The 26,556-nt window shown below is 52.2% G+C and carries 20 protein-coding genes, 1 tRNA gene and 2 pseudogenes; 16 read left to right on the top strand and 7 right to left on the bottom strand.

From position 1 onward, the window contains the following. Positions 1 to 116: 116 nt before the first annotated feature. Positions 117 to 1,298 (bottom strand): Bcr/CflA family multidrug efflux MFS transporter, encoded by a 1,182-nt coding sequence (locus tag DCH402_RS08655; protein ID WP_040000724.1) that lies wholly within the window; start codon positions 1,296 to 1,298, stop codon positions 117 to 119. Positions 1,299 to 1,396: 98 nt separating this feature from the next. After that, positions 1,397 to 2,095, bottom strand: coding sequence for a 16S rRNA pseudouridine(516) synthase RsuA (gene rsuA / locus DCH402_RS08650; RefSeq protein ID WP_040000723.1), 699 nt, complete (start codon positions 2,093 to 2,095; stop codon positions 1,397 to 1,399). A gap of 277 nt (positions 2,096 to 2,372) precedes the next feature. Here rsuA and DCH402_RS08645 point away from each other — a divergent pair, with 277 nt between their 5' ends. The 3 genes from DCH402_RS08645 to rplY all read left to right on the top strand — a co-directional run bounded on the left by DCH402_RS08645 (position 2,373) and on the right by rplY (position 5,026). Then, positions 2,373 to 2,612: a YecH family metal-binding protein gene (locus DCH402_RS08645; protein ID WP_027712300.1), complete on the top strand. Its 240-nt coding sequence runs from the start codon at positions 2,373 to 2,375 to the stop codon at positions 2,610 to 2,612. Continuing rightward, positions 2,612 to 4,387 (top strand): DEAD/DEAH box helicase, encoded by a 1,776-nt coding sequence (locus tag DCH402_RS08640; RefSeq protein WP_040000721.1) that lies wholly within the window; start codon positions 2,612 to 2,614, stop codon positions 4,385 to 4,387. Before DCH402_RS08645 ends, DCH402_RS08640 begins: the two co-directional genes overlap by 1 nt. A gap of 351 nt (positions 4,388 to 4,738) precedes the next feature. Further along, complete coding sequence (gene rplY / locus DCH402_RS08635; RefSeq protein WP_038918788.1) at positions 4,739 to 5,026, top strand: 50S ribosomal protein L25; 288 nt, start codon at positions 4,739 to 4,741, stop codon at positions 5,024 to 5,026. A gap of 183 nt (positions 5,027 to 5,209) precedes the next feature. On the opposite strand, the gene DCH402_RS08630 is transcribed toward rplY, so the two are convergent. From DCH402_RS08630 to yejK, 4 genes are all read right to left on the bottom strand, one after another. Then, the gene (locus tag DCH402_RS08630) at positions 5,210 to 6,427 is read right to left on the bottom strand and encodes an L-lactate MFS transporter (RefSeq protein WP_040000720.1); all 1,218 of its coding nucleotides are present in this window, start codon (positions 6,425 to 6,427) and stop codon (positions 5,210 to 5,212) included. Between the two features lie 195 nt (positions 6,428 to 6,622). Then, a complete protein-coding gene (locus DCH402_RS08625) occupies positions 6,623 to 7,360 on the bottom strand; it encodes a LytR/AlgR family response regulator transcription factor (RefSeq protein WP_040000719.1) in 738 nt (245 codons plus the stop codon). A 25-nt stretch (positions 7,361 to 7,385) separates the two neighbouring features. Beyond that, complete coding sequence (locus DCH402_RS08620; RefSeq protein WP_040000718.1) at positions 7,386 to 9,086, bottom strand: sensor histidine kinase; 1,701 nt, start codon at positions 9,084 to 9,086, stop codon at positions 7,386 to 7,388. Positions 9,087 to 9,232: 146 nt separating this feature from the next. Then, positions 9,233 to 10,243 (bottom strand): nucleoid-associated protein YejK, encoded by a 1,011-nt coding sequence (yejK, locus tag DCH402_RS08615; RefSeq protein WP_040000717.1) that lies wholly within the window; start codon positions 10,241 to 10,243, stop codon positions 9,233 to 9,235. A gap of 162 nt (positions 10,244 to 10,405) precedes the next feature. Between yejK and DCH402_RS08610 the strand changes: the two genes are divergently transcribed. From DCH402_RS08610 to DCH402_RS08585, 6 genes and pseudogenes are all read left to right on the top strand, one after another. Next, positions 10,406 to 10,636, top strand: coding sequence for a YejL family protein (locus tag DCH402_RS08610; RefSeq protein WP_040000716.1), 231 nt, complete (start codon positions 10,406 to 10,408; stop codon positions 10,634 to 10,636). Between the two features lie 14 nt (positions 10,637 to 10,650). Continuing rightward, positions 10,651 to 12,423, top strand: a complete 1,773-nt coding sequence (gene yejM / locus DCH402_RS08605; RefSeq protein WP_040000715.1) for an LPS biosynthesis-modulating metalloenzyme YejM — start codon at positions 10,651 to 10,653, stop codon at positions 12,421 to 12,423. Between the two features lie 78 nt (positions 12,424 to 12,501). Continuing rightward, positions 12,502 to 12,578, top strand: a tRNA-Pro gene (locus tag DCH402_RS08600). Between the two features lie 187 nt (positions 12,579 to 12,765). Continuing rightward, a pseudogene (locus DCH402_RS08595) lies at positions 12,766 to 14,016 on the top strand (integrase domain-containing protein). A 211-nt stretch (positions 14,017 to 14,227) separates the two neighbouring features. After that, positions 14,228 to 14,830 carry a hypothetical protein gene (locus DCH402_RS08590; RefSeq protein ID WP_233276344.1) on the top strand — a complete coding sequence of 201 codons (603 nt, stop codon included), beginning with the start codon at positions 14,228 to 14,230 and terminating at the stop codon, positions 14,828 to 14,830. A 187-nt stretch (positions 14,831 to 15,017) separates the two neighbouring features. Next, positions 15,018 to 15,230: a helix-turn-helix transcriptional regulator gene (locus DCH402_RS08585; protein WP_015854054.1), complete on the top strand. Its 213-nt coding sequence runs from the start codon at positions 15,018 to 15,020 to the stop codon at positions 15,228 to 15,230. 190 nt (positions 15,231 to 15,420) lie between these two features. Here the strand turns inward: DCH402_RS08585 and DCH402_RS08580 are convergent, their stop codons facing one another. After that, positions 15,421 to 15,612 carry a YlcI/YnfO family protein gene (locus tag DCH402_RS08580; protein WP_024108688.1) on the bottom strand — a complete coding sequence of 64 codons (192 nt, stop codon included), beginning with the start codon at positions 15,610 to 15,612 and terminating at the stop codon, positions 15,421 to 15,423. Between the two features lie 189 nt (positions 15,613 to 15,801). On the opposite strand from DCH402_RS08580, the gene DCH402_RS21250 reads away from it, so the two are divergent. From DCH402_RS21250 to DCH402_RS08545, 7 genes and pseudogenes are all read left to right on the top strand, one after another. After that, positions 15,802 to 16,002 carry a host cell division inhibitor Icd-like protein gene (locus tag DCH402_RS21250; RefSeq protein WP_071604691.1) on the top strand — a complete coding sequence of 67 codons (201 nt, stop codon included), beginning with the start codon at positions 15,802 to 15,804 and terminating at the stop codon, positions 16,000 to 16,002. Continuing rightward, complete coding sequence (locus DCH402_RS08570; protein WP_024109874.1) at positions 15,995 to 16,195, top strand: hypothetical protein; 201 nt, start codon at positions 15,995 to 15,997, stop codon at positions 16,193 to 16,195. Before DCH402_RS21250 ends, DCH402_RS08570 begins: the two co-directional genes overlap by 8 nt. Then, positions 16,188 to 18,824: a TOPRIM and DUF927 domain-containing protein gene (locus tag DCH402_RS08565; RefSeq protein WP_040000712.1), complete on the top strand. Its 2,637-nt coding sequence runs from the start codon at positions 16,188 to 16,190 to the stop codon at positions 18,822 to 18,824. The genes DCH402_RS08570 and DCH402_RS08565 overlap by 8 nt, the downstream gene beginning before the upstream one ends. A gap of 540 nt (positions 18,825 to 19,364) precedes the next feature. Further along, on the top strand, positions 19,365 to 19,694 hold the full coding sequence (locus DCH402_RS08560) for an HGGxSTG domain-containing protein (protein WP_040000711.1): 330 nt from the start codon (positions 19,365 to 19,367) through the stop codon (positions 19,692 to 19,694). Positions 19,695 to 20,550: 856 nt separating this feature from the next. Further along, positions 20,551 to 24,389: pseudogene (locus DCH402_RS08555) on the top strand (YobI family P-loop NTPase). Positions 24,390 to 24,629: 240 nt separating this feature from the next. Beyond that, complete coding sequence (locus DCH402_RS08550; protein ID WP_233276357.1) at positions 24,630 to 25,838, top strand: integrase domain-containing protein; 1,209 nt, start codon at positions 24,630 to 24,632, stop codon at positions 25,836 to 25,838. 236 nt (positions 25,839 to 26,074) lie between these two features. Further along, positions 26,075 to 26,556: recombinase family protein (locus tag DCH402_RS08545; protein WP_040000710.1), on the top strand; the 482-nt coding region annotated here is incomplete at its 3' end.

Genomic DNA, 26,556 nt, shown 5'->3' with positions numbered 1-26,556 from the left:
TTCTTCTAATTGTTCACTTTTGGTTCAACTTTTTCACATTTTAAGAACGCGGGCGGGAACACTGCCGACAACACGCCGGCGGCAACATCAGGAAAGGACACATCAGGAGATGACGATTAGCGGCGGCCTGCGTACAGAAATAAACCGAATGCGCCGGTTGAACAGAACGCCATCGCGCCCACCATCGGCCAGGGACTTTGGAAAGTAGCCAGCGACAACAATGTCCCTACCAGCGACCCCAACCCGAAGCGCATCGTACCCGCCAGTGAGGATGCCGTCCCGGCCATATGCGGGAAATCATCAAGAATCACCGCCATGGCATTAGACGCCACCGTCGCGACGCACCCGACGAATACCGCCACGCCAAACACCAGCGGGATAAACCCCAGATGAAAGCTACAAACCGCCACCAGCCATATCCCCATCATAAACTGGATAAGCAGCCCCAACCGAAACATGAACATCGCCCCCATACGCGACACAATGCGGCTATTGAGCAAAGTCATCAAAAACAGGAACACGATATTCAGCGCAAAATAGTAACCAAAGTGTTGGGGTGACACGCCATTCAGGTCGATGTAGACAAACGGCCCGGCGCTCAAAAAAGCAAACATCCCCGAAAACGACAGTCCGCTGGCAAACATATAACTGAAAACACGGCGATGACGCACCAACTGGAAAAAATTCCTCACCGTAGTACGCAGATGGAAAGGCTGTCGCCGTTCGGCCGGCAAAGTTTCATGCACAAACAGCCATACCAGCACCGTCGCAACCAGCGATGCCGCGGCTATCGTCCAGAAAATGGCATGCCAGCTCAGCCAGAACAGCAGCGCGCCGCCAATAATCGGTGCCAGCAGCGGCGCCACCGTCATGACCAGAATCACGAACGACATCATGCGCGAGAATTCATCTTTCGAGAATCTATCCCGCATCAGCGCATTGATAACCACACTGGCTGAAGCCGCCGACAGGCCATGCAGAAAGCGCATATGAATCAGTTGGTCGACCGTTTGCGACAAGGCACAGGCTGCGGCCGCCAGCGTAAAGACCAGAACCCCGCCCAGAATCACCGGTTTACGCCCGATGCTGTCCGACATCGGACCGTAAAAGATCTGACCAATAGCGAAACCGAGCACATATGAACTGAGCGTCATCTGCACCCGGCCCGGATCGACCGAAAACTCTTTTGCAATCACCGGCAACGCCGGCAAATACATATCGATGGCGATAGGCATCAGCATCGATATTAATCCCAGAATAAAAATCAGACCGACGCGCGAAGATGAGGGTGATGGCACGAAAAGCGGTTCTCCAGATAAAAGGAAGCACCCCGCCACGGAGCGGCGGGGATCAAGACGTTACACCGGATAACGTATCAACAATTGACTGCGTGCAGTTATTGCCCGATGCCGGCGATTTCTTCCGGCGTCAACGGCCGATATTCGCCCGCCTCCAGCGCATCATCCAAGGTAATGGCGCCAATACGCTCACGATGCAACGCCACCACATGATTGCCCACCGCGGCAAACATGCGTTTCACCTGGTGATAACGCCCTTCGCTGATGGTCAGGCGCACCCGATGCTCAGAGAGAACCTCCAGCGTGGCCGGGCGCGTCAGGCTCTGCTCGCCGTGAAGCTGTACGCCGGCCTGAAACTTCTCTGCGGTATCCGGCGCCAAAGGCTGCTCCAGCGTCACCAGATAGGTTTTTTCGCAGTGGTGTTTCGGCGAGGTAATGCGGTGCGACCACTGACCGTCGTCGGTCAACAATACTAAACCGCTGGTATCGATATCTAACCGCCCGGCGGCGTGCAGTTTGTGCGCGACCGGTTCATCGATAAAGTACAAAATCGTTGGATGGTCAGGGTCATCGGTCGAGCACACATACCCCAGCGGCTTGTTGAGCATGAAATAGCGCGGCCCGTTCTGCTGTTCGAGCACATTGTCGTCAAACGCCACCTCATGCTCCGGCAGCAGTTTGAATGCACCGTTTTTTATGACTTCGCCGTCAACCGTCACACGCTGCGCACGCAACTCGCGCGCGACCAGCGAACGGCTGATCCCCAACTGCTGGGAAAGAAATTTATCCAATCGCATTAATGAATGACTGCCTATGGTGATCACGAATTACCGGTCAGGTACGGACGTAACGCCGCCTGACCGGGATAAGGCACTGTCTTTCACACCGAATATCCTCTTTCAGGCCGGATATTGATGTAGACCGCCTCTCTGTACCGTTTAAAAAAGCATAATAAAAGCAACTTTACTATTCTGCCGCCTGGCCTTATCGGCCGGCACACGATAGCAAGTATAACCGCGACGTCTCGCCGTACTGGCGATGATCGATCGCCCGATAATTATCAGGAGACCTATTATGTCATCGATTCACGGCCATGAAGTATTACATATGATGGTGGCCGCCAACAGATCCTTTACCACTGATGAACTGATTGCCGCCATCGAAGCACGTTTTGGCCGCGATGCCCGTTTTCACACCTGCTCCGCCGCCGACATGACGGCTGCCGGACTGGTGCAATTTCTGGCTGACAAAGGCAAATTCATTGCGCAAGATAACGGCTTTACTACCCACGAAAGCAAAATCTGCCGCCACTGATGTCATTTACACTGCGCCCGTACCAGCAAGAAGCGGTTGACGCCACCCTTGCCTATTTTCGCCAGCACACCGCCCCGGCGGTGATCGTTTTACCCACCGGCGCCGGCAAAAGCCTGGTGATTGCTGAGCTGGCACGGCTGGCGCGCGGGCGGGTATTGGTACTGGCGCACGTCAAGGAACTGGTTGAGCAGAATCACGCCAAATATTGCGCGCTGGGTTTACCGGCGGATATTTTCGCCGCCGGACTCAATCAGCACGACAGCGAAGGCAAAGTGGTGTTTGGCAGTGTGCAGTCAGTGGCGCGTCACCCCGGAAAATTCGATGAGGCGTTCTCACTGTTGATCGTCGATGAGTGTCATCGAATCAGCGATGATGAAAACAGCCAGTACCAGCAAATCATCCGGCATTTACAGCAGACCAATCCCCAGTTGCGGTTGCTGGGATTGACCGCCACCCCCTATCGCCTGGGCCGGGGTTGGATCTATCAATACCATTATCACGGTATGATCCGCGGCGACGAGAGCTGCCTGTTCCGCGACTGTATCTACGAATTACCGCTGCGCTACATGATCCGCCACGGTTTTCTGGTGCCACCGGATCGGCTCGATATGCCGGTGGTGCAATATGACTTCAGCCAACTGGCGGCGCGCAGCAACGGGCTGTTCAATAATGGATCGTTCAGCGATGCGGATCTGAACCGGGAGCTGAAGCGTCAGCAGCGGGTCACCCCGCTCATCATTCGCCAGATTATCGAATACACGACACACCGGCGAGGCGTGATGATCTTTGCCGCCACGGTGGAACATGCGCGGGAAATCGAAGGCTTGTTACCGCCTGGCGAAGCGGCGCTTATCAGCGGGGAAACGCCTACCCCACAGCGAGACGCACTCATCAGCGCCTTCAAACAGCAGCAATTGCGTTATCTGGTTAACGTGTCGGTGTTGACGACAGGTTTTGACGCGCCACATGTCGACGCCATCGCCATTTTACGGCCAACCGAATCCGTCAGCCTCTATCAGCAAATCATCGGGCGTGGCTTGCGTTTGTTTCCCGGTAAAACCGACTGCCTGATCCTGGATTATGCCGGCAACCCTTTCGATCTCTACACGCCGGAAGTCGGCAACAGTAAACCGCACAGCGACAGCCAGCCGGTACAGGTATTCTGCCCGCAATGCGGTTTCGCCAACTTGTTCTGGGGGAAATGCACCGATGACGGCAGCGTAATAGAACATTACGGCCGCCGCTGTCAGGGCTGGCAGGACGATGAACAAGGGCGGAGACAACAATGCGACTACCGCTTCCGCTTCAAAAGCTGCCCGCACTGCGGCGCGGAAAACGATATTGCCGCGCGACGCTGCCAGACCTGCGATGCATTGTTGGTCGACCCGGATGATATGCTGAAAGCCGCATTGAAGCTCAAAGATGCGCTGGTGCTGCGCTGTAGCGGCATGCGCCTGCAACACGGCACCGACGCCAAAGGCGAATGGCTGCGCATCACCTATTACGACGAAGACGGTGCTGATGTCAGCGAACGCTTTCGGCTGCACACGGCCGCCCAGCGTAACGCGTTTAGCCATGTTTTTCTGCGGGTGCATCAGCGCGCGCCCGGCGTTCCTTTTCACTGGCAGAATGCTGACGATGTGGTGACGCAGCAGGTGCTGCTGCGCGCGCCGGACTTCGTGGTGGCCCGTCTACAGGGCAAATTCTGGCAGGTGCGGGAAAAAATCTTCGATTATCAGGGCCGCTATCGCCGGGCAAACGAACTGCGCGGCTAGCTTGCAGTGGTTTTATTTGCCCGCGCCGCCATATTCCGCTAGAATCTCGCCCGCTTTTATTTCGAATATCAACATATACCCAAAATAATTCGAGTTGCAGGAAGGCGGCAAGAGAGTGACAAATTCGTCGGGAACGAATTTGACCAGCCAACGGCTGGCCTCCGGTGAGAGACAGGATGTCTCTCATTTCATCCCGATGAGCTTACTCAGGTAAGTGATTCGGGTGAACGAACGCAGCCAACACACCTGCAACTTGAAGTATGAAGGGTATGGTTATTTGAACAAAGCGGATTATCCTGCCTGTTGCTGGGTCGCCTGTAACAGGGTCATTTTATATAAGTAGAGAAAGCAATGATTACTATCAACGCAGAAGTACGTAAAGAGCAGGGTAAGGGTGCGAGCCGCCGCCTGCGCACTACCGGTAAATTCCCCGCTATCGTTTACGGTGGTAGCGAAGCACCGGTTTCCATCGAACTGGACCACGATATCGTTAAAAACCTGGAAGATCGTAACAGCGAAGGCCTGTACGGTGAAATCGTCCTGGTTGTCGATGGCAAAGAAACCAAAGTAAAAATCCAGGCTGTTCAGCGTCATCCGTTCAAGCCGAAACTGACTCACATCGATTTCGTTCGCGTGTAATTACACCACAACGTTTCGACGAGCCAGCAAAAACGCCGCACAACTGTGCGGCGTTTTTGTTTTCACCTTATCGACAGCTTCCCGTTATCTCGCCAATACGCGGTCTTCCTTACGTCTTCCCCCAAAAAAACGCCACCGGCGTGATGGCGGTGGCGTTCGGCGATACAGTAAAGGCCGGGCGAATCAGGCGTGGCTACCTTGGGCAACCAGCGGGACATCCTGCTCACGCGGTGCTTTCGGCGGCTGGATAAACAGGGTAATCACCAGCGAAACCACCGACAGCAGCGCAATGGCGATAAAGGTACTGTGGAACCCTCCCAGCGCAGCGGCGATAAAGGAACCGGCTAGCGGGCCTAAACCAAACCCCTGATAAATCAGCCCGTAGTTTTTACTGTGATGCTTGAGGCCAAAGAAATCAGCCACGATCGCCGGGTAGACCGTAATATTTCCGCCGAAACAGAAGGCCACCGCCCCGGTGCACAGGAAGAACGTCATAGCGTTAAGCGGCAGGAAAGCCATCACTGTAACAGCCAATGCAGTGACCAACAGCGTAAAATTCAGCACCCGCAAACGCCCCACTTTGTCGGACAGATAGCCAAGAATCAAACGCCCCGCCGTGTTGCAAATCGCGATCGCCGATACCGCACTGGCGGCCGTCATTGCATCCAGCCCGGCCATTGTGACCCCGATATCCTTCACGATGCCGATCAGATACAGCCCGCTCATGCAAGAGGTGAAGAACACCACAAACAACAACCAGGCTTCTTTACGACGCAGCATTTCACTGACGGTAAAGTTGACGTTGCCACCCTGAGCTGCCGTCTGAATCGGTTGTACCGGCGCATCTTTCAGCAGCATCGCACCGCCGGTAATCATCAGCAGCGCCATGATCCCCCACCAGAAGAATGTCTGTGATACGCCGACCTGCGCCAGCAATGCGCTATTGACGTATTTAAACACCAGACTGCCGGTGCCGTATGCGCCGACGGATACCCCGGCAATCACGCCTTTGCGATTCGGAAACCACTTTATCAGGTTGGATAGCGTGGTGATGTACGCGGTGCCGTCGGCAAATCCCACCACCAGCCCGACCAATAGCCACAGCATCGGCAGCGACGACACCATGGATGTCGCCATCAACGCCACCCCCAGCACCAAACCGGCCATCAACGCCAGCTTGCGAATGCCAATGCGTTCCTGTATCCGCCCGGCAAACAGCGTGGCGAACGCCAGAAAAAAACTGGTGAGGGAGAAAGTGGTCGACACCGAACTGAGCGGCCAGTGAAATTTGTCGACCAGCGGTTGGTTGTAAAGACTCCAGGTGTATATGGTGCCCAGCCCCATTTGGGTCAGGACGGTTCCGGCAACAATAACGCCGCGGTTTACTGGTGTTCCGTTCATGACGGTAGCCTCGATTGTTCTGGTGTGAAGAGATGCGGGCAAAACGGCCTGCGAATGGCACCAGTATAAAGAGGGGGAACGACCACCGATTTAATAACGGCATGAACGGCATCAATCAGGGAATGAAATGCCGCCAGAGCGGCATCAATGACGGTGAAGACGCCTTACGATGTCGGACGTCCGGCCTCGTCATCGCTACAACCGCATCAACTGGCGAAACTCCCGCACCTTGCTGCGGCTGACCGGCACCTGGAAATCCAGGTCGCTCAATTTGAGGATGTAGGTATTGTTAAACCAGGGCTCTATCTCGCGGATTTTGCTCAAATTCACGCAGTACGACCGGTGGCACCGAAAGAAATAGGCCTCCGGCAACCGGCTACAAAACTCGGTAATGTTCATCGACATCACAAACTCATCGCGCCGGGTATAGACAAAGGTCAGCTTTTCATGGGATTCGGCGTAATAGATATCATGAATATTGGTGACGATAATCCGCTTATCTTTGAGCAGATTGATGGTCATCGGCGCCGGGCGGATGCTGTCGCTGCTGGAATGAGCAGGTAATTGCTGTTGCTGCCACGCTGCTTCCAGTTTTTGCAACATGCCGACAATGCGGGTTTCATGGTAGGGCTTGAGAATATAGTCGAACGCTTCCAGCTCAAACGCCTCCACCGCATGGTTTTTATAGGCGGTAATGAAAACAATCAGCGGCTTGTGGGCAAACTGGTTGATATTTTTCGCCAGCATCACCCCATCCAACGACGGAATATTGATATCAAGGAAGATGACATCCACCCGGTTATCCTGCAGGTATTTCAACACATCCAGGCCATCATCAAAGACGGCATCCACCTCAATCTGGCTGTGCTGTTTGATAAGCCAGCCCAGTTCCTGCTGCGCCAGAAATTCATCTTCAACAATGATTGCTTTCACACGGTTCTCCTGCCGCCGGTTCGGTTCATGAAGGAAACGTCACCCTATTGTCCGAACGGTTCATGCTGTCGCGCGTAATAAAAAACTCGATTTCGGTGCCTGGATTAAGCCGAGTGATTCGCAGCCCTTCGCCATACAACAGCTTAATCCGTTGATGAACGTTGAGCAGGCCAATCTTATTGCCCGGCAGTTCATTGCGCTCCACGCGGGCAATCACCTCATCGCTGATGCCGATGCCGGTATCACGCACCGCCACCCGAATGCGATCACCCTGCTCCCGAATGCTCAGCGTCACTACGCCCTTGCCTTTACAAGATCGAATGCCGTGAACAATTGCGTTTTCAACCAGCGGCTGAATCAGCAGGCCAGGGATATGACAACTGACGTCTTCATCAATCTCGTAAATCACCGTCAGCTTGTCGCCGAAACGCGCCTGCTCAATGGCGATGTAATCCTTAACCTGGTACAGCTCGCTTTTTATATCAATCAGTTCCTCTTCATTGCGCTCCAGGTTATACCGCAGGTAACGCGACAGGTTGATAATCAACTGACGCGCAGTATCCGGATTCAGCCGAATGGAAGTAGAGATCGCGTTGAGTGCGTTAAACAGGAAGTGCGGGTTGATTTTGCTTTGCAGCGCCCGTAATTCCGCGCGATTAGCCATATCACGCAGTTGCTCGGCGCGCGACACCTCAAGCTGGGTGGAAATGATTTGCGACAGCCCGACAGCCATCTCTTGCAGCGACCAGGTAATCCGATGCGCCCGTTGGTAATAGATTTTAAGCGTGCCGGTTACTTCGCCTTTTTCCCGCAAAGGGATCACAATCATCGAATGGATTTCCGGGGTGCGATACGCCTCATCATTGTTTTTAATGATGATTTTCCCACTTCTTAGTGCCAGTTGCGTCGTCGGGCTAAGCTCGCGATCGCCGCTATGGTAATTCTCCTCCCCGACCCCCACGTAGGCCAGCACCTGCGAGGTGTTGGTGATCGCCACGGCGTCGGCAGCAATATCACGGCGGATAATTTCACATACCGTACTGAGCGACTGGCTATTGATATGGCGAAACAGCGGCAGCGTTTTGTTGGCAATATCCAGTGCCAGCTTGGCCTGTCGGGCGGCAATCGCCTCCTTTTCCCCTTCCACGCTACGCACCAGCAACACGATCAATCCGATACTGACCGCACCCAAAATCATCGGAATCGCAATATGGGCGACAATATCCAGCCCCAGCGAAAACGGCCGCGCCCACAGCACCACCAACAGCATGGTCAACGACTCGCACAGCATCCCGCCGACGATTCCCACGCTCCAGTGGCGATCACGCGGGATGCGATGGTGAATCCAGGCCGACATAAACCCGGCCACAATGCTGGTGATAAGGCAAGGGACCGACGTAATACCGTGAATATCGATCAGGTAACGGTGCACACCGGCGATCACGCCTGTGGTGATCCCCACCCACGGCCCGAACAGAATACCGCCGGACATCACCGCCACCACCCGCACATTCACCAGCGACCCTTCCACGTTAATACCGGACCAGGTGCTAAACAGCGCAAACAGTGAAAAGATGGCGGTGACCACCACCAGGTCAACGCGGGAGTGTTCATCCTGCTGCAACAGTTGGCGGAAATGGCGTGTCCGCGTCAGGAAAAACAGGCAGATAAGCATCAATGCCGCACGGTCGTACACCGCCAGCAACATGTCAAAGGTCGAACGCACGGGAATCTCACAACGCACACAGACGAATACCCATCATAAAACAGTGGGCAAACGCTGCCAAACCGGTTTGCAGGCAGGGACGACAATCCCTGCCTGAGCAAACTCCACGCAGAGAAACCGGTGGAGAGAGGGGAAAAAAGGAAAAATCAGCGCTCGCCGCCGCCAAGCCGACGCTGTAATTGGTCACGCAGATTAGGCGGCGTGCCTTTGATGGTCAGCGTATCGGTGGCCGGGTCCCAGAAAATACGCTCTCCCAACAGCAGCGCATCAAAATTAATACTGAGCCCGCCGCCGCTACCGGCAAATTTGGTCAACTGGCGCAGCGTGCTGCGGTCCGCCGGGAAGCTCTCTTCCAGTTCATACCCCTGCTCGGCGGTAAACGCCTGGAAGGTTTTATCGCCCAACGGCGGCAGCTCGTTCGACAACGCTTCCAGTTCGATTTCTTCGCCCGCCTGCAACTGCTCGTTGCAGTAGCTGTACACCTGCTGACGGTATTGCTGACGCTCGTTCTTATCCAGTTGTGCATCAGCGCAATACTCATCCACCGCCTTCAGCAACCCTTTATTCTGCGCTTTGGTATCCAGCCCTTCGGCTGCCGCCAGAAAATCCATAAAGAAGTCAGATACTTTACGGCCAACACGCCCTTTGAAAAAGGTCAGATAACGGGTGGATTCCGGGCTGGTTTCCCATTCGGTCAGATCGATGCGCGCCACGATATCGGCATGGTGGATGTCCAGATAATGGGTGCTGCTGATATCCAGCTGTTCGTTGACCCGCAGGCTGTTGCAACTGTTCAGCACCGCAATCAGCAGATACTCCACCGCCAGATAACGGTACTGGCAGAACAACACTACGCCGCCTTCAGCAAACGGGTATTTGGCCAGCTCATCGCGTAACCGGCCGGTCGCCGCGCGGGAAAAGGCCAGAAAGTCATCATCGCCTTTACGGCAGGAACGCAATGCCGCCGCCAGCTCGCTCTCTTCATTAAACAGGCCGTATGCCTTGCTTTTGGCGCTGTAAACACGGTGCAGCTCCGCCATCATATCGCTGACCGCGCCGTTCACGGTCAACAGCGAATCGCGCAACACCATCTCCAGCGACTGCTCGTCACGCTTGATGAGCTGGTGCAAGGCAATCTGGTCGATATCCAGACTCATGATAAACTCTCCTTACTGGTAAGGCGCGTATTCAAGCACCTGGTGTGCCGGTATGCAACTTAAAGCAACCGGATTCTGGCGAGCGGCGTTGATAAAAGTGCGGAAAAGCACGCCCCTATACGGTAATATATTGGCCTTTCATCATCAGAGATTCATGATTTTATGCCACAATCATCCCGTTATAGTGACGAACAAATCGAACAATTGCTGACTGATTTGGTCAATGTGCTGGAAAAGCACCACACCCCGACCGATCTCGCACTGATGGTGCTCGGCAACATGGTCACTAATCTGCTCAATACCAGCATCGCTAATCCGAAACAACGCGAAGCGCTGGCTGCTTCGTTTGCCGACGCATTGCAGGCGTCTATCAAAACCAACGACATCCACTGAGTACCGGCCCGTTTATGGTAACCAACCGTCCGCGCTACCGTGAAAAAGTCTCCCAGATGATCAGCTGGGGGCACTGGTTCGCCCTGTTTAACATTCTGCTCGCTCTGGGGCTGGGTAGCCGCTATCTGTTTGTTGCCGACTGGCCGTCGTCGCTGGCCGGGCGAGTCTATTCTCTGGTGAGCTGGCTAGGGCATTTCAGCTTTATCGGTTTTTCCGCCTACCTGCTGATCATTTTCCCGCTGACATTTATTGTGATGTCGCAGCGACTGCTGCGCTTCCTGTCTGCCGCGCTCGCCACCGCCGGCCAAACACTGCTGATTGTCGATGCCGCCGTGTTCAGCCGTTTCCATCTTCACCTGAACATGACGGTATGGGATCTGGTCACCAACCCGGACCAGAGTGAGATGGTGCGTGACTGGCAGTTGCTGTTCATCAGCGTGCCGGTGATCTTCATGGTGGAGATGTTATTCGGCACCTGGTGCTGGCAAAAGCTGCGCAGCCTGAACCGACGCCACTTCGCCAGGCCGATGGCGACGGTTTTCATCGCTGCGTTTTGCCTGTCGCATTTGATGTATATCTGGGCTGACGCCAACTTCTACCGCCCGATTACCATGCAACGCGCCAATTTACCGCTTTCCTACCCGATGACGGCACGCCGTTTTCTGGAAAAACACGGTCTGCTCAACGCACAGGAATATGAGCGTCGTCTGGCGTTGCAGGGCAACCCGGATGCGGTGTCGGTGGAATATCCGCTCAGCGACATCCGCTTCCGTGATGCCGGCAGCGGCTATAACCTGCTGCTGGTGGTGCTGGACAGCGTACCGGATCAGGATACGCCCCATTCCATGCCCAATCTGGCACGCTTCGCTGAAGAAAACGTACGCTTCAGCAACCATTTCAGCGCCGGAACCCAGCAAGACGGCGGCTTGTTCAACCTGTTTTATGGTATCTCCACCACCTACATGGACGGCATACTCGGCAGCAGCAAACCGTCTGCGCTGATCGACGCCTTGAGCCAGCAGGGTTACCAGTTTGGCCTGTTCTCCGCCAGCGGATTCAGCAGCCCGTTGTACCGTCAGGCGCTGTTGTCCGACTTCTCGCTGCCGCCGGCACAACCACAAAGCGATGACGCCATCACCACGCAATGGCTCAAATGGCTGGACAACAATACCGGTACCCGCTCTCCCTGGTTCTCGTTCATCGAGTTCAACCACGCGACCACGGGCAGCAACGGTCGCCCGCTTGCCGCCGGTGAACAGCAACGTCGCTACCGTCAGGATACCGCCAGTATTGATGAGCAGATCGACCGCATCATCACTACATTGCGGGAGAAAAACCTGCTCGATAAAACGGTGGTGGTGATTACCGCCGAGCAAAGCAGCGCCGAGCGCCTCAAAGACGACGACCCGTCGCCGATGAACCGCGAACACCGACAGGTGCCGCTGGTGGTGCACTGGCCGGAAACCCCGGCGCAGACCATCAGCAAAATGACCGACCCGAAAGACGTGATGACCACGCTGATGCAACGCCTGCTGCATGTGAAAACCGCAGCGGAAGATTACTCCCAAGGTGAGGACTTGTTCAGCGCTGAGCGGCGAACCAACTGGCTGCTCAATGGAGACGGCAATTCGCTGACCATTGTCACACCGCAACAAGTCATCCTGTTAGGTCGCAACGGCAACTACCGCGCGTATGACGCCAACGGCCGGCTGTTACCGAATGAAAAACCGCAGTTAGGGCTGCTCTTGCAAGTGTTGACGACTGAACGGCGATTTATTGCCAACTAACTGCCTAAATCTAAAGCAGTCGTTTGGGGCGGCTATTGCAATCGAGTCAGGAAACGGTAGTATAGCGGCCCATAGCATCGGCACGTAGCGCAGCCTGGTAGCGCACCGTCATGGGGTGTCGGGGGTCGGAGGTTCAAATCCTCTCGTGCCGACCAAATACTACTTCCGTAAGTACCGGTTACTGACGGAAACCCCACAGAAACCCGCATCCTCTCTGAGTTTGCGGGTTTTTTGTTGCCTGTTATCTGCCGGGATACCCCGTTTACAGCCGGAAACTTTGGGACTACATTTGGGACTAACTCGGCATAGTCCCATAAAACCGTAGTCCCAAAGGAAACGATCATGGCAATTCAGGCAAAGCCCCTCACCAACACGGAAGTCAAAGCCGCCAAAGCGACGGATAAAGAATTGTCATTGCATGACGGCGGCGGGCTGCTGCTGTTCGTCAAACCATCTGGTACAAAAACCTGGCGCTTTCGCTATTACCATCCACAGACCAAAAAGCGGACTACGCTCACCTTTGGCAATTATCCAGCGCTCTCTTTGGCCAACGCTCGCTAAATGCGCGAAGCAGCCAAAGCACTTTTAGAAAAAGGCATCGATCCGCAATTCCACCAGCAACAGCAGCGCGAACAAGAGCAGGCAATCAGCCTGAACACGTTCGCCAAAGTCGCCGCCGACTGGTATGAAGTAAAAAAATCTCAACCGCTGGCCGCGAACACCATCAAAGATATCTGGCGCTCATTGGAAAAATACGTGTTCCCGTTCATCGCAAACCAGCCTATCAGCCAACTTACCGCGCGCCATTTCATCACCGCGCTGGAACCGATACAGGCCAGTGGCAAACTGGAAACCGTTAAACGGATTAGCCAGCGCATCAACGAAGTGATGGACTATGCCGTTAACTCCGGCCTGATACCGGCTAACCCGGCAGCAAAGATCCGCAAAGCGTTTCAGACGCCGGTGAAAACCCATATGCCGACCATCCGGCCAGAGGCATTACCTGGCCTGATGAAAACGCTATCGGTCGCCAGCATCGAGCTACAAACCCGGTTATTGATTGAATGGCAATTGTTGACCGTCGCTCGCCCGGCTGAAGCCGCAGAAACCCGCTGGAGCGAGCTAGACCTTACGCAGAACACCTGGACAATCCCGGCAGGCCGCATGAAGATGCGCCGCGAGCACGTCATTCCCCTGCCCCCACAAGCGTTAGCCATTCTGGACGCCATGAAGCCAATCAGCGGCCACCGGGAATATCTGTTCCCTTCCGCTAAAGACCCGAAACAGCCGATGAACAGCCAAACCGCTAACGCCGCATTGCGTCGCATGGGTTACAAAGGCGTGCTGGTGTCCCACGGCTTGCGCGCTATCTTCAGCACCGCCGCCAACGAAGCAGGCTTCCCGCCGGACGTCATCGAAGCCGCGCTAGCTCACGTTGACACCAATGAAGTGCGCCGCGCCTACAACCGTTCCACCTATCTGGAGCAACGCAAGGTACTGATGTGCTGGTGGGGTGAGTTTGTTGAAACCGCCGCCACCGGTAAGGCGATGGCCGCAGACGGCGCAAAAGGGCTACGAGTGATTAACGCCTAATACTGTTTATTTATACAGTTATTTGTTGATTCCTGTTACAGCACTTCCTAAAATGGCGCTATCCGGTGAAAACCGATAGAAACCAGTACATTGCACTGGCCCTATCACCACGAGCCTTTGCATTCGACACTCTAGCCGAGGGAATATGCTGAAAATACCCAGACACATGCGGGGACTGATCGAGGTCACAGCACAACAGGTTGCTAGCGTTATGGCATCGCAAGGTAACGAAGATGCGCCTGTCTCTTACTGCGTTGATGACTTCCTGCCTGACTCCGTTCCCTATTACCACCATGAAGCTGAAACCGAAAACTATCTACAAACCATTTTTCAGGCGGTCAGATTTGGCGTAATAAAACCGATCCGCGCCTCAGCGACGCACGCATGGGGCGACACCACCAACATTTGGACAACCAAGATTGACGTAGACACTATCAATCAGAACACGGAAATTCACGATGCCACCTTCCTGGCTACCGAGATTTGGCCGTGGGCTAACCAATTACTTGCTGATGATTCACCCTGGTATGGCTTTTCCGATCCCAAAAAAGACACGCCATTACCAGAAAATTGGGGTGAATTCGCCAATCGTGATACCGCATTACTTCTTATCGCGGGTTTGGCAAAGGCGCTTGAAGGTAAAAGTGGTGGTGTTTATAAGTGGGGCAACAAGCTGAATCAGAAAAAACTGGCGGAAGATGCAGCGCTTGCGGTGAGTTGCGCATTCGGCACCGGTGAACCCGACAAAACAGAATCTTTTCGTAAGTTAATTGGCGAAGCGCTGGCAGCCATGTCGCTTAACTCAGACGCATAATTGACGATCACAGACAGAGTAACGGCCAGATCAGATTCTGGCCGTTACCAAACCAGCACCACTCATTACCTAACTCTATTTCTGACCCAGCCAACTATTTCCCCCGACTTACCACACTTTGACCGGTAATCCCGGTTAACTATTCGTACCGAACGGATAGCATCGGTTTTACTGGAGATCCTTGTTTATGAGTCTGTTAGAAAGAAAAATCCTGCTGAAAAAAGAAGTGAAAGCTATTTTGCGTGTCAGCTCTGACAGCAGCTTTCAGGAAATGATCAACGCCGGGGAATTCCCGAAAGGCTTTCGTATTGGCCTGCGCCGCGTAGGTTGGTTTGAAGATGAGGTTAACACCTGGCTGTCACAACGGATTGCTGAACGCGATCAGCAATCCGGGAATTAACCCGTCAGGCACAGGCGCGGAGGCTGAATAACACCGCCGTCGCCACCGTTTTGATCTTATTTCGATTCAATTACCGACCAACCGGAGTTTAACTCATGATGTCATCGCCATTTATGGCCGTTCGCGGTCAGGGGCTGACTTTCGCCCAAAACAGAGCAACGCCCTATTCTGCCAGCCACACCAGCGGTGCTTATTTTTTTGATTTATCGCGCTTTTCGGCGTCCAGCTTACGCCCGCAGGCATCCAGCACCCAGGCGGAAAAATTGGCGTTCGGGTTATCGGCTTTCTCCCGCTCTACGCTGGCGTCGATCTCGTCGATGAGTTCATGCGGAAAGCGGATTCCTTTTTTAATGGATTTATTGTTGTTATTACCGGTTGCCATGCCTAACTCCGTTAAAGAAGGTGATAACACTATACGTAAAGTGGTGAGGATTAAAAACCTTGACGTGTGCGCACACCATAACTTAATGTGTGCACACACCTTGATTCCATCCAAGGTTGACATAACGAAGCCCGGCAGTGCAGCAACACATACCGGGCCTCTGACCACAATGTTATCGGAGGTAACACTATGGCTGGTTCACAGTCTACCCAAACTCGCCCCAAATTTCAGTATCGCTTCCTGGCGCTGCGGCGTCACTCGCCAAATACTGTTCCCCGCCCGCTTGCCGTTGAAGCCCGCAGCGAAGCCGAAGCCCGCCGCCATCTGGAGCCAGATTTTATTCTGGTCTTTGCCGGTCGCCTGCCAGTTCAGGAGGTGCGCCATGTTTGATAACACCCCACTGGAGCTGGAAGAAATTATCGACCAGTGCCGGGCGCTGGCGTATGCCATCGTCGAACTGGAGCAGCCAGAGGCCAAAGAGATCCTGATGTTTATACTGTGGGAGCGCCTTGATTGCCTTTATCGCACCCATTTGCAGGAGCAACAAACCCCGCTGATGCTGGAGGAGCGGGCCGATGCGTAATATCGACCTGATCCGCGATACCGCCAGTGCGGCGCAAGGGCGCTGGCGGGCGGTACTGGCCCAACTGGGGATTACGGTTCCCGACAATGCCCGCCAGCACGCCCCCTGTCCGGCGTGCGGCGGCAAAGACCGCTTCCGCTTTGATGATGACGGGCGCGGGGCGCATTTCTGTAACCAGTGCGGGGCCGGTGACGGCCTCGAACTGGTGCAGAAAGTCAGGCAGTGCGATATCACCGCTGCCGCCCGGCTGGTGGCGGGGGTGGTCGGCACGCTGCCAGCGTCTTCTGTCGCTGCGCCAGCAGACACCCCCGCCGCCAAACGCCAGCGCTTTCTGCAACGCTATCAGGCGCTGGCGCGTCAGGCGGTGCCCGGTGTATCGGCCTATCTGGCCGGGAAAGGGCTGGCAGCCACGTACCCACTGCTACCGGATGGCCGCCTGTTGCTGGCGTTACAGACAGCGGAGGGCACCATCACGGCAGCGCAAACCCTCGCCCCGGATGGCAAAAAGCGGTTGCTGACCGATTCGGCCAAAACCGGCGCGTATCACCCGGTCACTGCGCCTGCCCACCCCGACACGGTTATTTTGGCGGAAGGGCTGGCAACCGCGCTGAGTGTCAGCCAGATGAACCCAACGGCCATGACGGTGGCCGCCATCGACGCCGGAAACCTGCTGCCGGTGGCCCGCGCCCTGCGCACACGCTTTCCCGCTGCCCGGCTGATAGTGGCGGCGGATAACGACACCGCACCGGGCAAGGCCAACACCGGCAAACAGTGGGCGGAGAAAGCCGCCCGCGAAGTGAACGGCTGGGTGGCGCTGCCGCCGACCGATGAAAAGGCCGACTGGGACGATTACCGCCAACAGGCCGGTATCGAGGCGGCAACCCGCGCCTTTCAGGCATCGCTGTATCAGCCGACCGACGACACTCCACCGGCCAGACGCGAGCCGCTGGCCTCGTTTGTGGACAGCCGCGCCACCGGGGTGTATTGGGTGACGCCCAAAGCCGACCGGGACAGCGGCGACATCATCCAGCACGAGCAGTGGTTATGTTCCCCGCTGGCGGTGGTGGGCGTCGGGCGTGATGACGCCGAGCAATACCTTATCCTGCGCTGGCAGCCTGCCGGGGCGACACAGGCCGTGACCGCTGCGCTGCCGCTGGCAGACGTGGGCGAGCGCGAAGGCTGGCGCACACTCAAGGCGGGCGGCATGACCGTCACCACCCGTCCCTACCTACGCGCTATTCTGGCCGACTGGCTCCAGCGCCAGCACAGCGGCGAGGTCTGGCATATCGCCCACAGCACCGGCTGGCAGTACGGCGCGTACCTGATGCCGGATGGCGAAGTCATCGGCACCCCGTCGCGCCCGGTACTGTTCCGGGGCCGCAGCGCTACCGCGTCCGGTTACGGCATCAGTGGCACGGCGGAAAGCTGGCGCGAATCGGTGGCCCGGCTGGCATCCGGCAACCCGTCGATGATGACCGCCATTGCCGCCGCGCTGGCCGCGCCGCTGATTGGTCTGTCCGGTTCGGACGGCTTTGGGCTGCATTTCTATGAACAGTCGAGCGCCGGGAAAACCACCACCGCCAACGTCGCCACCAGCCTGTACGGTGACCCGCAGGCACTGAAGCTGACCTGGTACGGCACCGCGCTCGGTATCGCCAACGAAGCTGAAGCCCATAACGATGGCCTGCTGCCGCTGGATGAAGTCGGCCAGGGAAGTGATGCACGGTCGGTGTCCACCTCGGCCTACACGCTGTTTAACGGCGTCGGCAAATTGCAGGGGGCGCGGGAAGGTGGCAACCGGGAGCTGAAACGCTGGCGCACGGTGGCAATTAGCACCGGGGAAATGGACATGGAAACCTTTCTCGCCAGCGCCGGCATTCCCCCCAAAGCCGGACAACTGGTGCGCCTGCTCAATCTGCCACTGGAGAAGGCCCAGCAATTCCACGGCTACCCGGACGGCAAGGCGCACGCCGATGCGCTGAAAGCGGCGTATCGCACCCATTACGGCGCAGCCGGTCGGGCATGGATACGCTATCTGGCCGAACACCGCGAGGACGCCATACAGGCGGTGAGCGAGGCGGAAACCCGCTGGCGCAGCCTCATTCCTGCCGATTACGGCGAGCAGGTTCACCGGGTGGCGGAGCGCTTTGCCATTCTGGAAGCGGCGCTACTGGTGGGCCGGGCCGTCACCGGCTGGGAGCCGCAGGCGTGCCGGGATGCGATACAGCACAGCTTCAATGCCTGGATTAAGGAATTCGGCACCGGCAACAAAGAGCACCAGCAAATCACCGCCCAGGCGGAAGCCTTTCTGAATACTTACGGCCTCAGCCGCTATGCGCCGGTGGGGTATGACCCGCGTGATTTACCCATTCGGGAGCTGGCGGGCTACCGCGACAAGGGCAAACACGACGATGAACCGATGGTGTTCTACACCTTCCCGGCCACCTTTGAGGCGGAAATCGCCAGGGGGTTTAACGTGCGCCACTTTGCCCGCGTGCTGGCACAAAGCGGGATGTTGAAGCCCGGCGCTGACGGCAAACACACGCGTAAATCCATCCGGGTGGACGGTCGCCAGCCGCGTTTTTACGTGCTGATGTACCTGCCGGAAGAGGCGGAAGCGACCGGCTGACGCTAACGCGACGAACAACGGGGTTCACGTGGTTCAGGGGGTTCATGACAGGTAACTACCTGTTTTATCAATTAGTGAGTGAGTTTTTTGAACCACCGGTGAACCCTATTTTATCTGTTTTGAACCCCCAATCACTGAACCACCCTGTGAACCCCTTTTTACTGGCGGGAAGGGGGGTTCATTATCGGTGAATATTTCACCACCGAAAAAATACAACCTGCTGATTTTACATCACTAAAATACGTAGCCTGCTAACGTGAACCACAAAACCACCTGAACCACCGGCGCATGGCGTGTTATACGGCTGGCGTAAAAAATCACGCTGACCGATGCCGCCTTACCCCATGCATCATAGAGAAATATATATACCCAAAATAATTCGAGTTGCAGGAAGACGGCAACCGAGTGAATCCCCAGGAGCTTACTCAAGTAAGTGACTGGGGTGAGCAAGGGCAGCCAACGCACCTGCAACTTGAAGTATGACGGGTATAGAGGTTTTACGGTGAACGTCGGCAGGATGGCAGACAACGGAATACAGCAATGAACGACCGCAAAAGACTGCTGAAGCGCTATCAGGCGCACCATGACCGCAAGATGGCCGAACACCGGGCCTGGGCCGCCACCGGCTATGACCCGCAGCAAAGACCGCCGCTAGAACCTTATCCTGATGAACTGCGCGGCCTGCAATGCTGCGCTACCACCCGTGCTGGCACACCCTGCAAACGCACGGACATTTACCGTAATGGCCGCTGTAAATACCACGGTGGCAAAAGTACCGGAGCCAAAACGCCGGAAGGCAAAGCCCGCCAGTTAGCAGGCTACCGCCGCTGGCTGGAGAAGAAACGCAAAAACGAAGCCGCTACGGCATAACGTGCGCAGTGGTTCGCATCAGCGCTGGCGGGTGCGAACTGCGAACTGCGAACTGCGAACTGCGAACTGCGAACTGCGAACTGCGAACTGCGAACTGCGAACCAGTGGCAACCTGGCAGCAAGCCGCGTCATCGCTCAATTTTTTCAATTTGGCAGCGAATTGAAATCAATTTGGAAGGCGTGGGGACATGCTAAGAAATGCTAAGGTTTTTTGCTCCCTAACTTACTCCATTCACACACAGAAATCACAATCCGTATGGTGGGCGTTTAGCCTGACAGCTCATAAACCAGAGCCGGTACGCAATAAAGTGCGCAACACCATGCGTCATCCTCAGTGCGTACCACAGTACAAGCATCCTACCCCTTGCACTGTTAGCTTTTGTTAGTGTATTTCCTGTCTCATCCTGCGCTAAACATTCAACCTGCTGTCAGATAGGCAAATTGCGCAATGTCATCCTACCCTTTGGAGGCTATGGAAAACTTGAGTTTTATGGTCTATAAACGCGAGATTGCGCAATCTGAATTGCGTAGTGCGCAAAACGAAACCGAACGGTAGGAATGCGCAAAAGTGTGGGATGGGCGGACATTACTGACTCACACTATTTAAATTTAGAAGAGGAGCAAGTCACAAAGGGATGCTATTACGATAATAATGTCTTCAAGGAAAATTTTTTCAATTGTAGGCATCGTCACTGCATGTGACAGACTCAGTCCAGGAAAATTTGAAAATCAGAACCTCGCTGAGAACCGAGTCCACATTACGTGGGTAGGATCAATTTTCTTGGTATGGTGAGAAAATCAGGAAACTTAACAACTCCCCAGTAGCGATAAAATATATTAAAATCAGTAAAACACTATGAAAAATAAAAATGGACTTCCCGAAATGATAATGTTTACACCGTGGCTTACACCCCCTACCATTGATAATGACGGCAGTGAAGCGAATAAAGTGGGATATGAATCACTCACGCCAACAGAACTTGAACCAGAGAAAGCCAGTAGCTACGTCGCAGCCCTGAATTACGCCTTTGACCAACGCGACATTAGGAACATTGCTGTCACTGGACCTTATGGTGCGGGAAAGAGTTCCGTATTAAAAACATGGTGTAAAACAAAAGAAGATACGCTTCGTATGTTAACTGTTTCTCTTGCCGATTTCGATATGCAGAAGTCAACCGAGGATGGTAACACGGACTGCGAGGGCGGAATGCCCGGAGGGCCAGAAAAAAGTGCCACCACCGAAGAGAAATCCATTGAATATAGTATATTGCAGCAAATTTTGTATAAAAACAAAAAAATGAACTACCCTACTCCCGTATCGAACGTATTTCTGGCGTCACGGTGGGACAAACACTGAAGTCCGCCACTGTTCTCACAGGAACTATGCTGTTGGCTGGGGTAGCCTTGTTTTTTCTTGTTCCAGATTATGTCACAGCAAAGCTTTCTCTGCCGGAAACATTCAGTCGCTATCTTCTTGAATGTCCATTTAAAGTGCGTCTGGCCGGAACCGTATTATCTATGGTGAGTTCTTTAGGTCTGCTTCTAAACCAGCTGCACCGTATCGGTATATTTGATAGGAAAGTCAACCTTGATAAAGTAGATATCCTCAAGGGGGCTGTTACGACAAAATCATCATCTCCTTCTCTCCTTAATGTCTATATCGATGAGATTGTCTATTTCTTCGATTCCACAAAGTATGATGTGGTTATTTTTGAAGATCTGGATCGTTTAAATAATCATCGCATCTTTACCAAGCTCCGCGAAATAAATCAAATAATAAATAACTGCCTGTCAGAAAAAAAACCGTTAAAATTCATTTACGCAATAAGAGACAACCTATTCAATTCAGCTGAGTCCCGAACTAAATTTTTTGATTTTATTATCCCAGTCATTCCAGTAATGGATAATGAAAATGCCGCAGCCCATTTTAGTAAAAAATTCACAGAAGAAGAAAAATTTCAAGAAGGATTAAATGAATGCATAAGTCGGATATCAACATTCATTCCTGACATGCGGGTCATGCATAATATTACTAATGAGTTTCGCCTGTATCAAAACATTGTCAACAGTCGGGAAAACTTATCAAAGCTTCTGGCGATGATAGCTTACAAAAATATTTGCACTGAAGATTACCATGGAATAGACAGTAAAACTGGCACTCTTTATAACTTCACGAAAAATTTTGTCGAACATCGTGTCCAGAATTTTTGTTTACGCTCTATAAATAGTGACCTTAAAGAATTAAGGGATAAGTTAGACTCTATAGAGTCGGAAAGAAACATTGACAGACAGTCTCTTCGGAAAGAACTACTTAGCCCTTATATAAATGAACAACACAAAGACCTTCTTGTATTTTACGCAGATAAAAAATGGAAACTTGAGCAAGCAATAGAGGATGAGGAGGTATTTTTTAGTATTGTTAGTAACCGAGAGATTCAGACCATAATAGTAAGTGCAAATCAATATTTCCTGAAAACCCAAAATAATCCGACTAAGCAAATCAAGGATGAATACTCTAAAAGATGCTCATCTATCGACAGTAAGAAAAATGGTGAATCAAAATCGCTTAAAAATAAAATTTCAGAACTGGAAAAATTAAAAAACAAAATCAACACAGAAACAATTTCTGAAATTTCGATTCGGATGACCCATGCCGGATTTTCTGAATGGTTAAAAGAACATAATGATGAATGTCACAGCAAAGAAAATGATAACAATGAAAAGAATGATTTCATTTACTTCCTTCTTTGCAGTGGCTATTTATCTACAGATTATATGTCTTATCGTTCAATCTTTATGGCGGGAGGACTTAGTGAAAGTGATAATACCTTCATCAAAGCGGTTATGGCGGGTAATGGACCTGAAAAAACCTTTAATTACTCACTAGACAAAATTGACAATGTTATTAAACGCCTTAGGAAGCTCGGTGTTATGCATCGTGCAAACGCTCAGCACCCACTAATAGTATTGTGGTTGCTTGATAATGACTCCGATGTGCTTATTCAAAATCTTAATATTTTGCTCGATATTGATGATAAAGAAAAAACGATAGAATTATTTAGCCTGCTTCAAAAAGACTGGATACCTGAATTACGAATAAGATTTATAATAATGTTAATTTCAAATGAAAAATTGCTGGACAGACTACTCTCACTTCTTTTTGATTTTACTAATCATTCTGTAACACAGGAAATGACAGCTCACTTATTCTGTATTAAAGATGTCTGGAAAAAAATCGGCCACGATGTGAATTTTCATAAAGTGAAGAGGCTGTTCAGTGTACTGACCAATCTGCTTAGCTGTGTTCCGACTGAATACGGAAATATATTTATTAATAACATAAAGATGCTGAAAATTCCTTTAGGTCACTTACAGCTGACACATGAATCAGAACAGCAGAAGTTATTAAGAGATATTGTCAGCAATAGGTTGTTCACTTACAGAGACAGTAATATTGAAAATATATGCAGGTCGCTATGCCAAGATATCAATACCGATAATGGCACATTCCTGCGTCATCCTCTTTCAATGATCGAATCTCTTGATATTCCTGCTCTTAAAGAAGAAATTGATGCCAATATGGGAGCATTTATTTCATCGTTTTTTATCCAGTCAGCAGAAATTGAACGCATTCCGCAGTTACTTAACTCTGAGTATGTATCTCTGAAGATGGCAGAGCTGATTATAAATAGAATGGATTTCAACATTGAGCATCTTGAAAAAATCACTAACCGGGAGGAAGGGGTTGACTCCAGTGACATCGGTCAAAAATTAAGCACCTACAGTCTACTTCTTCAGAATAAAAAAATCTCTCCAACTCTTTTTAACTTCGCTTATTTATTGCATGTTCATTCAGTTGATATCAGTAATGATGTTGTTCTGTGGGCGAATGAAAACCATAAAACATTAATAAATTACAATATTATCTTTTCTTCCAACGAAACCTTTGATAACTTCCTCAGTAAGTTTATATCCTCTCCACTTCTGCATGAAGATACTCTTTTGACCGTGATGAAAAGTTGCAATTTCTGCATCACAGAAGTCCCTAAAACCATTCCATTACGCAATGCTGAAATATTATTTTCAGAGGGAAAGTTGGCACCAATAATAAATGTCTTCACAGGCTTATATAACGCTCTTAGTAGCAATGTGGATAATAAGATAAGAATGAATACTCTGCTGAGTAATTTAATTGCAGAACAACCAGAACTGCTGCTCAAAGAGCCTGAAGAAATTTTTTATGTCGACGAGGAGTTTGATGCTGAACTTGCCCGTAATCTGTTCAGACATCATAAAATCAGTGTCAATATCAGGGTCAGAGCAATGCGTTGGTTAAGGGATAAAGACCCGAACCTCCTGGGCAGTATCAGAATTCTGTCACTGCAAACACTCGCTGAACTGAGCCCCGGAATGTTTGATGATGCTCTACGGCTACCGTTGCTCAGAGTTTGCCTGACTTCCGGAGATGCTGATAAAGAAATACTGCGTGTAGTTCTGGATAGTTTTGCCGATGAGAACTATCGCAGACTGCTGCCACAAGAAAGGTTCAGAAAAATACCTTACTCTGCCGACTTATGGAGTATTGCCGAATTAATAAGCAATATAGCTCTCATTTCCCCTCCCAAAATGGGTACGGGACGTGATAAACAAAAAATGGTTATTAATCCGGCTCGCCATAACCATGAAGACTGCTAAGAGGAAGAGCCTTGTACATTGATTACATCATAGATAACAGTAAAGCTATAGCTATGACTGATTTTTCTCTATGGGACTACAATTGGGACTACAATGTTAAATTAATAAAAATAAAAACAATTAAAATCAATATGATGAATAATAAATTCAACTTCTCTCGTGTATTATACCGCCCCATATAACTACAAAAGCATATAACTACGATGGCTCGTATAACTACCCCTCTGACCAAATACCGAGATCAAAGCCGCCAAACCTGCCGAGAAGGAATACACACTACAAGACGGGGACGGGTTGTATCTGTTGGTGAAACCAAGTGGCTCTAAAATCTGGCGCTTTAACTATTACCGCCCTGACACGAAGAAACGTGCATTAATCAGCTTTGGCGCATTCCCTGCGGTTTCTTTGGCTGAAGCCAGGCAACGGCGTGAATCAGCAAAAGCACTGATAAGCAAAGGCATCGATCCGCAATTCCACCAGCAACAGCAGCGCGAACAAGAACAGGCCATCAACCAGAACACGTTCGCCAAAGTCGCCGCCGACTGGTACGAAGTGAAAAAGTCTCAACCACTGGCCGCGAACACCATTAAAGATATCTGGCGTTCACTGGAAAAATACGTGTTCCCGTTCATCGGAAACCAGCCTATCAGCCAGCTTACCGCCCGCCATTTCATCACCGCGCTGGAACCGATACAGGCCAGTGGCAAACTGGAAACCGTTAAACGGGTTAGCCAGCGGATTAACGAAGTGATGGACTATGCCGTTAATTCCGGCCTGATACCGGCTAATCCGGCAGCAAAGATCCGCAAAGCGTTTCAGACGCCGGTGAAAACCCATATGCCGACCATCCGGCCAGAGGCATTACCTGGCCTGATGAAAACGCTATCGGTCGCCAGCATCGAGCTACAAACCCGGTTATTGATTGAATGGCAATTGCTGACCGTTGCCCGCCCGGCTGAAGCCGCAGAAACCCGCTGGATCGAGATAGACCTTACGGAGAACACCTGGACAATCCCGGCAGGCCGCATGAAGATGCGCCGCGAGCACGTCATTCCCCTGCCCCCACAAGCGTTAGCCATTCTGGACGCCATGAAGCCAATGAGCGGCCACCGGGAATATCTGTTCCCTTCCGCTAAAGACCCCAAACAGCCGATGAACAGCCAAACCGCTAACGCCGCATTGCGTCGCATGGGTTACAAAGGCGTGCTGGTGTCCCACGGTTTGCGCGCTATCTTCAGTACCGCCGCCAACGAAGCAGGCTTCCCGCCGGATGTGATCGAAGCCGCGCTAGCTCACGTTGACACCAATGAAGTGCGCCGCGCCTACAACGTCGCAGAAGCCTGGCGCCTGAGCAGCGTGTCATGGGATACCATTAATCGTCACAGACGGCTGGTTAAAGAAGAGGGTATTGATGCTCAGGCGCCAGGAGACACCAGATTTACGGCATAAGAACCGGACAGAAGAAGCCCAGAAAAACTGATTATCGACTTCTCTCTGCGTAATCCTCATCTCGGTCAGGTACAGCTATCAGCCCCACTTCATTGGCAGATGTCCTGCCTCAATACTTCCCTCATTTCTTGCCCAACATGCTCAAACCCTGATGGCAAAAAAACATTGTATTTGGTTGATTTTTGATCAATTGTTGCGGGTGTGAAACTTTCCTGAGATTGCGTAGAGCTAAGATCATGGAATTAAATTCTGTTGAAAAACAAAAAATTAAAGTCGCTCAGTATCTTCGGATGTCCACTGAGCACCAACAATATTCGCTGCATAATCAAGCTACATTCATCAAAGACTACGCAGATAAACATAACATGATCATCACTCATACTTATGATGATGCAGGCAAAAGTGGTGTAACAATCTTAGGGCGATTAGCACTTCAGAAACTGTTGAACGATGTCATTTACCGCAATATAGAAATCCAAGCAGTCCTCGTCTATGACGTAAGCCGTTTTGGTCGTTTTCAAGACATCGATGAAGCTGGTTATTACAGCCATATTCTCAAAATGAATGGGGTTGATGTCATTTTCTGTGCTGAGCATATACCAACAAAAGAGCACCCTCTTGAAGCAATGCTAATGCTGAGTATCAAACGCGCAGGGGCTGCGGATCTCAGTAAAAATCTATCAGACAAAGTTTATGCAGGACAGGTCAACCTAATCAA

It is taken from the genome of Dickeya chrysanthemi NCPPB 402 (assembly GCF_000406105.1).
GTDB classification, from domain to species: Bacteria; Pseudomonadota; Gammaproteobacteria; order Enterobacterales; family Enterobacteriaceae; genus Dickeya; species Dickeya chrysanthemi.
The sequence above is the reverse complement of the archived record's forward strand: the minus strand, read 5'-3'. Positions and strand labels throughout refer to the sequence as shown.